We start from the raw sequence: 13,213 nt of genomic DNA, 5'->3' as shown, positions 1-13,213 counted from the left end.
GAGTTTGATCAGCCCACCGACATCAGCAAGCTGGCACTTTCCCTATGGCAAAACCCCGGTGCACGCTTCTTTCCGCCGGGAGAGGTGCAGCTGTGGACCAGGGAAAGCGAGGCCCAGGAATGGAAGCTCGCCGACACCTACAGGCCGGCCCCATTGCAAAAGGACGCCCCCTCCCTGCTCCGGCAGGTGGACATCCCCTTCTCTGCCAAAGCGGTAAAGCAGCTCAAACTACTGGCAAAACCGGTGGACAAACTCCCCGCCTGGCACGGAGCGGCCGGCAGCAAGGCCTGGCTCATGGTAGACGAAGTGGTGATGAATTGAGATAAGGGGTGCATAAGGGCATTTTACCTGGAGAAACCCAAACGAAATGGAAAACCGATATGAAAAAACAAAAACCAGCATTTATCGATTTTAACGTCGATTTACTTTTATTGATTTCGGTACTTTTCTTTTCATGTTCGAACGGCAATGAGAAAAGATTGGCATCAAAAAACACCTCTTTAAAAGAACTTCAGTTTACTGTGAGGGAAGCCGAGTCCTGGTCGGATCTTTTCAAAAGAACATCGGGCTGGTTTGGAGGGGACGGTATCTTCACCATACCCTTAAATGGCATAGAGTCCGCTAAACCTGATTCAACTGCCGAAACCTTAGTGTTATTCAGTGATAGCCTGATTGGAGAAATAATTGAAGGGAAGCTGGATACGCCCTTTGTGATGATCAATAATTCAGTTGCATGGATGGAGGGACCGGAACCTGAGAAATCCAATATTTCCTTCCATTGGGCTGAAAATGAGAAAAGTGCGCCGCAGTCACTTTTTATACCAAATACTCCGAATTCCAAACCAGGAGAATACTTTTGGCTAGGGGATGGTTTTGTGAATCAGGAAAAGAACAATGACATTTATTTATTTGGCTATAGGGTTACCACCACAGGTGAGGAGGTATTTAATTTTAAGGAAGTTGGTAACGCCCTGATCGTTATTCCCTCAGGAAGTAAGCCACCTTTTAAAAGTCAACGCCAATTGGATACTCCTTTTTATATTGAGGGGACCCCGGAGAGTACGGGTTCCTTTGGAGCTGGCATTATGGTAAACACCAAAGATGCGGGAGCATATAGTCCTGATGGCTATGTTTACATTTATGGGGTTAGGGGAAAGAAAAAAGAGGTGATGGTAGGCAGGGTGAAACCCGGTGACATTGAAAAATTTCACCTGTGGAGATTTTGGGATGGTGCTGACTGGCAAGGTGATATGAAAAAAGCTGCCTCCATTGCAGATAGGGCATCCAATGAATTGAGCGTATCTCAGCTGGGAGATGGAAGGTATGCCATGATTTTCCAGATGGATGGTATAGCTTCCACCGTTGGGATGCGTTTGTCCCATTCCCCGGAAGGTCCTTTTGGCCCAATAATTACAATTTGGGATGCTTCAGCTGATTTGAGTGAAGGAAAGCAACTGATTAGCTATAACGCAAAAGCCCATCCCAGCCTGTCCAAACCTGGAGAATTGTTAATCAGTTATAACATCAATTCTTTCGGTTTTTTTGCAGATGTGGAAACATCACCAAACTTTTACAGACCCAGGTTTATACTAATGGAAATTGGAGAATGACCTAAGCCCATTAGGATATTTCACCACTCTCGGTTAAAATCACCTCCAAAACCAGGCACAAAGGGATGCCTGTTTGAATCCCTGGAAATTTATCCTATACATTAAAACCAATTAAAATGATTACAAAAGCAGTCATTCTTTAACATTTCATGACTGGCCCAAACTTCAATATTCATGGCGCTTTTTTGCCCATTCCTGTTAAGGCTTCATTTTAACCTCTACCCACTTCCTAGCATTCACAAAAGCCAGCAGCCAGGGGCTAATTTCTCCAGGTAATAATTCTTCAGGATAATAGGGCCAATTCCAGGGAGCAAGGGACCTTTCTATATGGGGCATAATGGCCAGGTGCCTGCCATCTGCTGAAGCCAGTCCTGCCACCGCATGATCTGAACCATTGGGATTCCCTGGATAGGCAGTGTATGAATAATTCATTCCAATATGATAGGTGGATTTTTCCTGGGGCAATTGAAATTTGCCTTCTCCATGCGCTACCCATACACCCAACCTCAGTCCGGAAAGGGATCCCAGCATGACCGACTTGTTTTCCGGTATGGTTACATTAATAAAGCCTGACTCAAATTTGTGGCTGTCATTGTGTAGCATTTTGGTCTTTTGTTGGTGTTCGGGGTTCAGCAGATTCAAGGCTACCATCAATTGACAACCATTACAAACCCCCAGGCTTAAAGTGTCCTTTCGGGCATAAAAATGATCCAATGCCTTTTTGGCTTTTTCATTGTACAGAAAGGCACCTGCCCAGCCCTTTGCCGAGCCCAATACATCAGAATTGGAAAATCCCCCTACAAAAACGATCATGTTGACATCTTCCAGGGTTTCTCTTCCGGATATCAGGTCGGTCATATGGATGTCTTTTACATCAAAACCGGCCAGCCACAAGGCATAAGCCATTTCCCGGTCTCCATTGACTCCTTTTTCCCTGATGATGGCCGCTTTGGTTCCGCTTGCTGTCTTACGAAGTGGGTCTAAACTCAAGGAACGGTAGGTTCCCTGCCAGTTTTCCGGAAAATTGAATTGAAGTGGCTGCCTTTTGTAATGATCAAAACGCTCCCTTGCCAGCTGCTCTCCTGATTGTGCCTGGTCCAGCAGGAAGGAAGAACGGTACCAGGTGTCCCTGAGGCTGGCCATATCCCAGCTTTTGCCCAAAGCAGGTATTTCAATTTTTCCGGAAGTTTGTATGGATGAAATGGGGAGGTAAGTTATTCCATTTTCTGTCAAATAACCTTCTACTCCTGCTTCCGGATTAACCTGGATAAGCAGTCCCGGATTTTCTGCAAACAATGCCTTGACAGGATCCTTTTCCGGATGGTTTTCCAGGTGTATGGTTAATCCGGTATTTTCATTGGGAAAACACATTTCCAGCAAGGCGGTGATCAAGCCACCAGAGGAAATGTCGTGACCGGCTAAAATTTTCCCCTGACGTATCAGTTCCTGCAGGACATTAAAAGCGGCAGCAAAGTAAGCCTGATCCTTGATATCCGGGGTTTCATTACCGATTTTATTCAGAATTTGACCAAAGGAACTCCCTCCCAATTTAGCCTTATCTTTGGCGAGGTCGATATAAAGCAGACTGGATCCCGAAATCGGCTTAATGGAAGTAGAAAGGGTTTTTCTGATATCTTCGCATTCGCCTACAGTAGAGATTATGACAGTGCCCGGGGAAAACACGGTTTGTCCATCCGGGTATTTTTGAGCCATGGAAAGGGAATCCTTTCCCGTGGGAATATTGATGCCCAAAGCAATGGCAAACTCACTGGCCGCAGCTACCGCCCGGTACAAGCGGTCATTTTCTCCTGGATTTTTTGCCGGCCACATCCAGTTGGCACTCAAAGATACTGCCTTCAACCCTTCATTAAGTGGAGCCCATACCAGGTTGGTCAGTGCTTCAGCAATGGCCAGTCGGGAACCTGCCTCCGGATTGGCCAGGGCAGCTACAGGCGCATGGCCGATAGAGGTCGCAATGCCCTTGTTTCCGGAATAATCCATGGCCATTACGGCTACATTGTTCAAGGGCAATTGCAGGGGACCCGTGCTCTGTTGTTTGGCTACCCTTCCGGTAACCGATCGATCTACTTTATTGGTCAGCCAGTCCTTGCAGGCCACGGCTTCTAATTGGAGCACCTGATTCAGGTATTCTTCGATTTTTTCCACCTCATATTCCGGGGCCGCAAAGTTTTGGCTGGCTCTTTGGTCTTCAAGAACAGTTTTTGGAGAAGAGCCAAACATGTGGTTCAGGCTCCAGTCTATCGGTTTTTCACCCGTTTGGCTGTTTTCAAATTTAAAATGCAAATCTCCGGTAGTCTCTCCGATTTCGTAAAATGGAGCCCTTTCCCTCAAGGCAATTTTTCTGATTTTTTCCAATTTGCTTTTTTCCAGGACCAGCCCCATCCTTTCCTGAGATTCGTTTCCGATAATTTCTTTGGCGGAAAGGGTAGGATCTCCTACCGGAAGCTTTTCCAGGTGTATCGTTCCACCGGTTTCTTCCACCAGTTCGGAAAGGCAATTCAAATGACCTCCAGCTCCATGGTCATGAATGGATATTATGGGGTTGTCGTCACTTTCTGCCATTGCCCGGATTACATTGGCTACCCGCTTCTGCATTTCAGGATTGGAGCGCTGTATGGCATTCAGCTCAAGAGCATTGCTGAGCTCTCCGGTATTGAGTGAAGAAACCGCACTTCCCCCCATGCCGATACGGTAATTGTCACCCCCCATCAAAACGATACTGTTATTTTTTTCAGGTGATTTTTTCAGGCTGTAGGGGGCTCTGGTAAATCCTATGCCGCCTGCAAGCATGATCACTTTGTCAAAGCCCCAGTTTTTGCCCAGTTCCTGATGTTCGAAAGTCATCAGGCTTCCACAAATCAATGGTTGGCCAAATTTATTACCAAAGTCACTGGCTCCATTGGAAGCCTTGATCAGGATGTCCATAGGACTTTGGTAAAGCCATTTTCTGGCAGTGAGGTTTTTTTCCCATTGCCGGTCGGGAGCGGTTCTGGGATAGGAGGTCATGTAAACAGCAGTGCCCGCCAAAGGTATGGAGGCGGTGCCTCCCGCCATTCTATCTCTGATTTCCCCACCGGACCCTGTAGCTGCTCCGTTAAAGGGCTCTACGGTAGTGGGAAAATTATGGGTTTCAGCTTTCAGGGAGAGGACGGTGTCAATGGGCTTGATTTCAAAGTATCCGGCAGTATCCTGATTTTCAGGCGCAAATTGGAAAGCCTCGGGCCCTTTTACAAAGGCCACATTGTCCTTATAAGCCGATACTATCCCGTTTGGATTAGCCGAAGCTGTTTTTTTAATCAACTGGAAAAGCGACATGGGCTTTTCCTGTCCGTCGATGATAAATGTTCCGTTGAAAATTTTGTGCCGGCAATGCTCTGAATTCACCTGACTAAAGCCAAAAACCTCGCTATCGGTGAGCGGCCTTTCCATGTTCTTACTGATCCCTTCCAGGTAAGTGATCTCTTCTTTGCTGAGGGCAAGGCCTTCTTGTTCGTTGTAAGCGGATATATCGGCTATAAAAAGGATGGGTTCCGGTTTTTTATCAATAGAGAATAAATCCTGGTCCAATACTTTATACAACCTTTGCAGCATTGGATCCAGGGATACCCCGTCTGTCCATGGGTAAAAAGCTTCTATTCTAAGGACACCATTGATCCCCATATTTTCGCATATCTCCACGGCATTGGTAGACCAGGGGCTTACCATTTCTTTTCTTGGTCCGATAAATTCGCCGGCTATGCGGCTCTTGTCCAGGTAGCTGGCAGAGCCAAAAAGCCAGGTTAATTTTTCTACTGCCTCTTTACTTAATAGTTGGCGGGCTTCAAGGGCATAAATTGTTTTTTCAGGAGATTGAAAAAAGAAAATTTTCATAGGATAATCAATAGCTAATTAGAAAGGACAAAGGTACAAAATTGCTTTTATAAATTACCGGGCTGAGAGAACCCAAACTTTTGCCCCTGAAAGGAAAATGTTCGATTTCGAAAATTTCTAAACGGATAATGTTCGTTATTGAACAGTTGGGCAAATCTTCATTTAGCGAAAGGGGGCTTTGGTGTGCCTGAAAGATTTATTTTTTTTGAATATGTGCATTTGTTTTGAGGGATAAGTATGGGTTGCCTGATTAAAGCGTACATATTTTGTTGGGGATAAAAAATAATTCAATAAATTTGGAAAAACTTTGAACCTTTTGAAAGTTTCCTGAGTTTTTTGGCAGGAAGTTTATAGATAGATATTTGGAAACAAGAGAAAAAATAATTCAGGTGGCATTGGAGCAGTTTCTGGTTTTTGGAATCAGGGCAGTAACCATGGATGAGATCGCCAGACAGGTGGGCATGTCCAAAAAGACCCTTTACGAGGAATTTTCCAGTAAAGAGGAATTGGTTAATGCCTCTTTTGAAGTAGCACTTAAGGAGGATGAATGTGCTTTTGATCAGATGATGGAGGAGGATGAAGGGGTAATTGGTCATTTATTGCGGATGACCAGGTATCTCAGGGAACGGTTTTCCAGTATGAACCCCTTATTGATGCATGAAATCCAACGCTTTTATCCCAAATGTTGGAAAAAACTGGAGGAATTTAAAAGGGATCATGCCTGGAAAGGTATAGTAGAGGTTCTTGAAAAAGGTAAGCAGTCCGGAGATTTCAGAAGGGAAATCAATTCAGAAATATTGGCTTTTATGCGATTGGAGCAGATTACCAGTGCCTTTTCCGGGAATGTTCCCGGTGGGAAATACAGTCTGCTGGAATACCACTTGCAAATACTAGATCATTTTATTCACGGGATCCTGACTGAACAGGGAAGATCCAATTATTATAAAAAGTTAGCCATCCACCAATCTTAATTTTATGAATTTTAAACTTGCAATTTTATCACTGATCATTTTCCTTAATGGTTATTGGATTACAGAAGCAAGGGCCCAGGAAACTCCCTTTACCCTGGAGGAAAGTGTGTCGTATGCCCTTGAAAATAATGCGGAGGCCAGAAATGCCAGGCTTGAAATTGAAGCTGCCAGGGGATTAGTAGGAGAGCGTACCGCCGAAGGCCTGCCGCAAATTAATGCCAACCTCAATGCAACCAAAAATCTGGTTGTACCCATAACCCCATTTCCTGCGGTGTTTCTTGATCCTGAAGCTCAGGAAGGTGAGTTTATTGGCGTTCAATTTTCTCCCGAGTTTACGGCCGGTTTGACAGCGACTGTTTCCCAGATGATTTTCAACGGCTCTTATTTTATCGGACTGAAGGCAGCTAAAACGTATCGTCAACTGGCTGAAGTGGACCGAAAGTTAACCGAACTCGAAGTTATCGAGAATGTTAAGAAAGCGTATTATTCGGTTTTAGTCAGCGGGGAAAGGGAGGCACTGGTAAAGGCCAATTTGAGCCGTATTGATACCCTTCTTAAAGAGACAAAAATACTCTATGAGGAGGGTTTTGCAGAAAAGATTGATGTTAGCCGGATTCAGGTGCAGCACAACAACATTCAAACTGAATTAGACAAGGCGAAAACAGCGACTTTGGTAAGCATGCGGCTGTTGAAGTTCCAGATGGGAATGCCGCAAAGTCAGGAAATCACCCTTGTGGACACGATTACAGGGCTGGAGTCCCTTCTGGATGCAGAAAGGTTGCTGGTGGAAGAAGGGGAGCAGAGAGTGGAAATTGATCAGGTCAATACCAATTATGACTTAGCTACGCTGGATCTTAAAAACAATCAGATTCAATACATGCCCCGTCTGGATGCCAATTATACCTTCCAGCGTAATGCCTTTGGGGGCAACTTTTCAAACCTGTGGTCCGGAGATTGGTTTACGGGCTCAGTTATAGGTGTAACGCTACAGATTCCCATTTTTGATGGATTTACAAAAAGGTATAAAATTCAGCAAAATAGGGTACAGCTCAGGCAACTTGAAGTACAGAAGGAGTCTGTGCTTCAAAATATTGTAATAGAAAAATTTCAATCTCGTCAAAACCTGATCAATAGCCTTAAGGCACTGGATGTACAAAGGGAAAATCGGGATTTGGCACTGGAGGTATTTGATATGGCTAAAATAAAATATCAGGAGGGAGTTGGTTCTAACCTTGAAGTAGTAGAGGCGGATTCAGCCCTTAAGGAGGCAGAAACCAATTATTTCTCTGCCTTGTATGATGCCTTCATCGCAAAAGTGGATTTGGAAAAAGCATTGGGAATTTTAAAATAATCAAAAAGGATACCGTAATATTTTATGAAAAATACCATCAAGTTTTTAACACTAGCCCTGCTGATTGGGGTAGTTGCCTGCTCCGAGCCTAAGGATGAGCTGGCCGAAAAAAAGGACCAACTGGAAGCCTACAAATCAGAAGCAGCAGCACTAAAGGTCTCTATTCAGGAGCTGGAAGAAGAAATCTCCCGGCTGGATCCCGAATTCAGGAGAAATCAACGGAAATCTGTTTTAATTACCACGGCACAGCCCGAGCGGGGAAATTTTGAGCATTATGTAGAAGTTACCGGCTCGGTTTTGTCAAAAAAGAATGTCAATATCAGTGCAGAGCTTTCCGGGCGAATTGAGGAAATAGTAACCCGGGAAGGGATGTCCGTGAAAAAGGGACAGGTAATTGCCACTATTGATGCCGAATCTGTCGAGAGAAGTATAGCTGAAATTCAAACCCAGTTGGATTTGGCCAGGACGGTTTTCGAAAAGCAGGAGCGACTTTGGAACCAGCAAATTGGTACTGAAATGCAATACCTGGAAGCAAAAAACCGCATGGAAACACTGGAAAAAAACCTGTCCTCACTTGAACTTCAGAGAGACAGGACAACGGTGAGGGCGCCGTTTAACGGTACAGTGGAGGAGTTGCTGATTAGGGTAGGGGAGCTGGTGCAACCAGGTTCCCCCATTGTCAACATGATAGGGGAGGACGACCTTTTTATAGAAGGTGATATTTCCGAAAGGTATATTGGTATCCTGGAGCGGGGCGACTCTGTAAGTATTCGCTTTCCATCCATCGACAAATCCCTCAAGACCAAGGTGACGGCAATCGGCAGCGTCATTAATCCCGACAACCGGACTTTCAAAGTAGAGGTGTTTTTACCCAAAATGGAGCTTGTAAAACCCAATATGCTTTCGGTATTGAATATACAGGATTATGAAAACCCCGAGGCAGTGATTGTGCCTACCTATTTGATTCTTCAGGACAATAAAGGCAGTTATGTCTTTGTGGTGGAAGAGGGCATGGCCAGGAAAAAATATGTCGAAAGGGGCATGACGTATAAGGGTGAGACAGAAATTCTGGAAGGCCTGGATGGTACGGAAACACTGGTAGACAAGGGATTCAGAGAAGTTGGAGATAATTTTAATGTAAACATTGCATCATAAGGCATTTATGGATACAGATAACAAATCAAAAAAAGGCCTGATCAGGGAGTTTGGTATTTCCACACTTTCGGTAGACAACCGGACCAGTGTGGTGATCCTTACCTTAATCATTACATTCCTGGGGATGTTTGCCTACCGGACCATGCCCAAGGAAAGTTTTCCGGAAATTGTCATCCCTACCGTTTATGTAGGTACGGCATATCCTGGTAATTCTCCGGTGGATATGGAAAACCTGATCACCAGGCCCATAGAAAAGGAACTTAAATCCATCAACAACCTGAAAGATGTGAGTTCTACTTCCATTCAGGATTTTTCCTCTATTGTGGTGGAATTCAATCCCAATGTGGATATATCCAAGGCTTTACAGGATGTTAAGGATGCAGTGGATAAAGCCAAAAGTGAGCTGCCCACGGACCTGGACAGGGATCCTGATGTATTGGAAATCAATACCTCGGAATTTCCGATCATGAACGTGAATATTTCAGGCAACTATACCGAGCAGGAACTGAAAAAATACGGAGAATATCTGGAGGATGAAATTGAAAAACTGTCGGAAATCTCCAGTGCAGATCTGGGAGGAACCATAGAGCGGGAAATACAGATCAATGCCGATTTGTATAAAATGGAAGCCAACGGGGTTACCTTTTCGGATATTTCCAGTGCGGTGGCTGATGAAAATGTTACCATTTCCGGAGGCAATATCCTTTCAGGGGATTACCGCAGAACCTTGCGGATTGCGGGGGAATTTACGGACCCCATGCAATTGGAAGACGTTATCGTAAAGACGGAAAATAATAAAATCGTATACCTCAGGGATGTGGCCTCCGTGAGCGATACTTATAAAGAGAGGGAAAGCTATGCCAGAAGCAATAAACTTCCGGTGGTTACCATCAATGTGGTCAAAAGAAGCGGGGAAAATCTACTGGATGCTTCTGACAAAATCAAAGAACTGATAGAAGATGTAAAAATCAATCGGTTTCCCGAAGATCTGGAGGTCACCATCACCAATGATCAGTCTAAAGCTACCCGTTCACAGGTAGACAATTTGGAAAACAGCATAGTCTCAGGAGTGATCCTGGTAGTGCTGGTGCTGATGTTTTTTCTGGGCTTCAGGAATGCCTTGTTTGTAGGTATTGCCATTCCCTTGTCCATGTTTATTTCCTTTTTGGTACTCAATTCTCTGGGTGTCACCTTGAATTTGATGGTCTTGTTTTCTTTGATCCTGGCATTGGGCATGTTGGTGGATAACGGGATTGTGGTAGTAGAAAACATTTACCGACTAATGCAGGAAGGGAAATCTGCCGTACGGGCAGCCAAAGAAGGTGTGGGAGAGGTCGCATGGCCCATTATTACCTCGACTGCCACAACCCTGGCTGCATTTCTTCCTTTGGCCTTTTGGGATGATATTATCGGGGAGTTTATGAAATACCTGCCCATTACCCTGATTATTGTTTTGTCCTCTTCCCTTTTTGTTGCACTTGTCATTAATCCGGTACTCACAGCTTTGTACATGAAGATTCAGGATGTGGACAAAAGGAAACCGGTGCAAAAACCCATGATCGTGGCTGCGGTATTGACCTCAATGGCAATAGTGTGCTACTTTGCCAGCTGGATTGCTTTGGGCAACCTGTTGTTTCTGGCGGCCCTTTTGACGATTTTCAATGTTTTTGCCTTAAGAAAAGCCATTCGCTGGTTTCAAAATGTATTTTTGGTCAAGCTGGAAAACCTGTATGAGAATACCCTTCACTTTGCCTTGAAGGGATCTAAACCCTATTTGTTTTTTGGAGGAACGGTATTGTTGCTGGTAGTTTCCCTGGTCTTGTTGTATATAAGGGCACCCAAGATTCTCTTTTTTCCTGACAATCAGCCTGCATTGGTGAGTATTTATATGGAAAAGCCCATAGGTACGGATATTGAGGCTACCAATGATTTTGTCCACCAATTGGAGGACGATTTATTTGAACTTTTGGAACCCTATGATAACATCATAGAGTCTGTCATTACTCAAGTCGGGGAAGGAACGGGGGATCCGCTGGAGGGTCCCAGCCAGGCAAAGACCCCACATAAGGCAAAAATTACCATCGGATTTGTGGAGTATCAGTTTAGGGATGGGGTAAATACCAATGAGGTAATGGAGAAAATCAGGAACCTGGCAGAAGGGTATCCTGGTGTACTGGTAACCGTTGATAAGCAAAGAAATGGCCCGCCTGTAGGAAAACCAATCAATATTGAAATCAGTGGAGAGAACTTTGATCAATTGATCGCTTTTGTGAGTCAGGTGCGGGAACAAATCAACGAATCCGGTATTCAGGGCATAGAAGAATTAAAATCTGATCTGGAGCTGGGAAACCCTGAACTGATAATTGATATTGACCGGGAAAAGGCCAGGAGGTTTGGCTTGTCCACGTCCACCATCGCTAATGAACTCAGGACAGCTTTGTTTGGATTGGAAGTTTCCAAGTTTAAAGAAGGAGAAGATGATTACCCTATTCAATTGCGGTTGGCAGAGGAGTACCGGTATGAAATCGGCGCTTTATTGAACAAGAAAATTAGTTTCAGGGATAAATTTGGTAACCTAAAGGAAATTCCAATTTCTTCGGTTGCCAGTCTGGAATACAGTTCCACTTATGGATCAGTAAAAAGGAAAGACCTGGAGAGGGTGATTACCTTATTTTCCAATGTCAATGATGGATATAATGCCACAGAAATTAATAATGAGATCAAGCAATTGATGCAGGATATTGAGGTGCCGGAAGGTATCGATTTGAGTTTTACCGGAGAGCAGGAGGAGCAGGCAAAATCTGCTGAATTCCTTACCAGGGCATTGCTTATTTCCATATCCTTGATTTTCCTGATTATTGTGGCTCAATTCAATTCGGTGACCACCCCGTTCATCATTATGGCTTCTGTGGTGTTCAGTACCATAGGGGTCTTTTTGGGATTGTTGGCATTCAATATGGATTTTGTGATCATCATGACGGGGATTGGCATCATCTCACTGGCGGGGGTGGTGGTAAACAACGCCATTGTACTTATTGATTATACGAATTTGGTAAGGATGAGAAAAAGGGAGGAACTTGATATCCCTGAAGATGGATTTTTATCTAAGGAGGATCTCCTGGACAGCATCATTCAGGGAGGTAAAATCAGGTTGAGGCCGGTACTACTGACGGCCATCACTACCGTTCTGGGGCTGATTCCTTTAGCCCTCGGGATGAATATCGATTTTTATGGTCTGCTGTCCTCATTTGATCCGAAATTTTACATAGGAGGGGACAACGCAGACTTCTGGGGGCCAATGGCATGGACCGTGATATTTGGGTTAACCTTTGCGACCTTTTTGACGTTAGTAATAGTGCCGGTAATGTATTTATTGGCAGACAAATTAAATTCTATTGCTCGCAAGAGCAATTAATAAGATTTAATTAAAGGTTGGTGGTTTTTTAAGTGTTAAAACCTCCGGGGCATTGCTCCGGAGGTTTTTATTTTTTTCAGCTTTCCTGCCCATAATAAGCACCTTTACCATGCTTCCGGTCATAGTGCTTTTGGATCAATGCCGGCTTGAGTCGGGGCGCTTTGGGATTGATTTGTAAAGTCAGAAAGGCCATGTGGGCAATTTCCTCCAAAACCCTGCTGTTGTAAACAGCTTTGGAAGCATTTTTCCCCCAGGTAAAGGGGCCATGATTTCCTATCAATACCATTTCAACCTCTTCGTAAGACAGTTTCTTTTCGGAAAAACAATCCAATATCTGTTGTCCGGTCATGTGTTCGTAATCCCCTGCAATTAGTGCATCAGCCATGGGCGGGGCACAGGGTATATCTTTGGTGTTGTGGTCGGCATGGGTGGTGCCGAATATGGGAATATCCATTTGAGCCTGGGCCCAGGATACCGCAAATGTGGAATGGGTGTGACATATGCCTCCGATTTCAACCCAGTTTTTATATAAAAAAGCATGGGTTTTGGTATCGGAAGAGGGTCTCATTTTGCCTTCTACCACCCGATTATCATAATCTACAATCACAATATCCTCCGCCTTCAGATTACCATAGGGCAATCCACTTGGCTTAATCGCAAAAACAGCCCTGTCCCTGTCAACTGCACTAACATTGCCAAAAGTATAAACCACTAAACCAAGTTGGGGCAGTTCCATATTGGCCTCATAGCATTCCCTTTTCAATTCTTTAAAATTACTTGTCATAAGTTTGGTTTTTTTATTCAATCAGGGCTAGCCCTG

General features: G+C 44.4%; 7 protein-coding genes and 1 pseudogene. 6 read left to right on the top strand and 2 right to left on the bottom strand.

The annotated features are described in order from the left end of the window. Positions 1-321: pseudogene (locus G9Q97_RS24765) on the top strand (c-type cytochrome domain-containing protein); the annotation flags it as partial. A gap of 59 nt (positions 322-380) precedes the next feature. Continuing rightward, complete coding sequence (locus tag G9Q97_RS07995) at positions 381-1,610, top strand: DUF4185 domain-containing protein (protein WP_166145112.1); 1,230 nt, start codon at positions 381-383, stop codon at positions 1,608-1,610. A gap of 198 nt (positions 1,611-1,808) precedes the next feature. Here the strand turns inward: G9Q97_RS07995 and purL are convergent, their stop codons facing one another. Beyond that, positions 1,809-5,501 carry a phosphoribosylformylglycinamidine synthase gene (purL, locus tag G9Q97_RS07990; protein ID WP_166145108.1) on the bottom strand — a complete coding sequence of 1,231 codons (3,693 nt, stop codon included), beginning with the start codon at positions 5,499-5,501 and terminating at the stop codon, positions 1,809-1,811. A gap of 362 nt (positions 5,502-5,863) precedes the next feature. Here purL and G9Q97_RS07985 point away from each other — a divergent pair, with 362 nt between their 5' ends. Genes G9Q97_RS07985 through G9Q97_RS07970 form a run of 4 tightly spaced genes read left to right on the top strand, consistent with a single transcriptional unit; the run spans position 5,864 to position 12,393 of the window. Continuing rightward, positions 5,864-6,472, top strand: a complete 609-nt coding sequence (locus G9Q97_RS07985; protein ID WP_166145105.1) for a TetR/AcrR family transcriptional regulator — start codon at positions 5,864-5,866, stop codon at positions 6,470-6,472. A gap of 4 nt (positions 6,473-6,476) precedes the next feature. After that, positions 6,477-7,823 (top strand): TolC family protein, encoded by a 1,347-nt coding sequence (locus tag G9Q97_RS07980; protein ID WP_166145102.1) that lies wholly within the window; start codon positions 6,477-6,479, stop codon positions 7,821-7,823. Positions 7,824-7,847: 24 nt separating this feature from the next. Continuing rightward, positions 7,848-8,978 carry an efflux RND transporter periplasmic adaptor subunit gene (locus G9Q97_RS07975; RefSeq protein WP_166145099.1) on the top strand — a complete coding sequence of 377 codons (1,131 nt, stop codon included), beginning with the start codon at positions 7,848-7,850 and terminating at the stop codon, positions 8,976-8,978. A 7-nt stretch (positions 8,979-8,985) separates the two neighbouring features. Continuing rightward, positions 8,986-12,393 (top strand): efflux RND transporter permease subunit, encoded by a 3,408-nt coding sequence (locus tag G9Q97_RS07970; protein ID WP_166145096.1) that lies wholly within the window; start codon positions 8,986-8,988, stop codon positions 12,391-12,393. A gap of 76 nt (positions 12,394-12,469) precedes the next feature. Here the strand turns inward: G9Q97_RS07970 and G9Q97_RS07965 are convergent, their stop codons facing one another. Beyond that, on the bottom strand, positions 12,470-13,177 hold the full coding sequence (locus G9Q97_RS07965; protein ID WP_166145093.1) for an L-ribulose-5-phosphate 4-epimerase: 708 nt from the start codon (positions 13,175-13,177) through the stop codon (positions 12,470-12,472). Positions 13,178-13,213 lie beyond the last annotated feature (36 nt).

The organism is Cyclobacterium plantarum (assembly GCF_011290685.1).
Lineage (GTDB): Bacteria > Bacteroidota > Bacteroidia > Cytophagales > Cyclobacteriaceae > Cyclobacterium > Cyclobacterium plantarum.
This window is presented reverse-complemented; position numbering and strand designations above follow the sequence as displayed.

Coding starts and splice junctions, on each gene's coding strand:
- G9Q97_RS07970 (WP_166145096.1), top strand. CDS start 8,986: ATGGATACAGATAACAAATCAAAAAAAGGCCTGATCAGGGAGTTTGGT.
- purL (WP_166145108.1), bottom strand. CDS start 5,501: ATGAAAATTTTCTTTTTTCAATCTCCTGAAAAAACAATTTATGCCCTT.
- G9Q97_RS07995 (WP_166145112.1), top strand. CDS start 381: ATGAAAAAACAAAAACCAGCATTTATCGATTTTAACGTCGATTTACTT.
- G9Q97_RS07965 (WP_166145093.1), bottom strand. CDS start 13,177: ATGACAAGTAATTTTAAAGAATTGAAAAGGGAATGCTATGAGGCCAAT.
- G9Q97_RS07975 (WP_166145099.1), top strand. CDS start 7,848: ATGAAAAATACCATCAAGTTTTTAACACTAGCCCTGCTGATTGGGGTA.
- G9Q97_RS07980 (WP_166145102.1), top strand. CDS start 6,477: ATGAATTTTAAACTTGCAATTTTATCACTGATCATTTTCCTTAATGGT.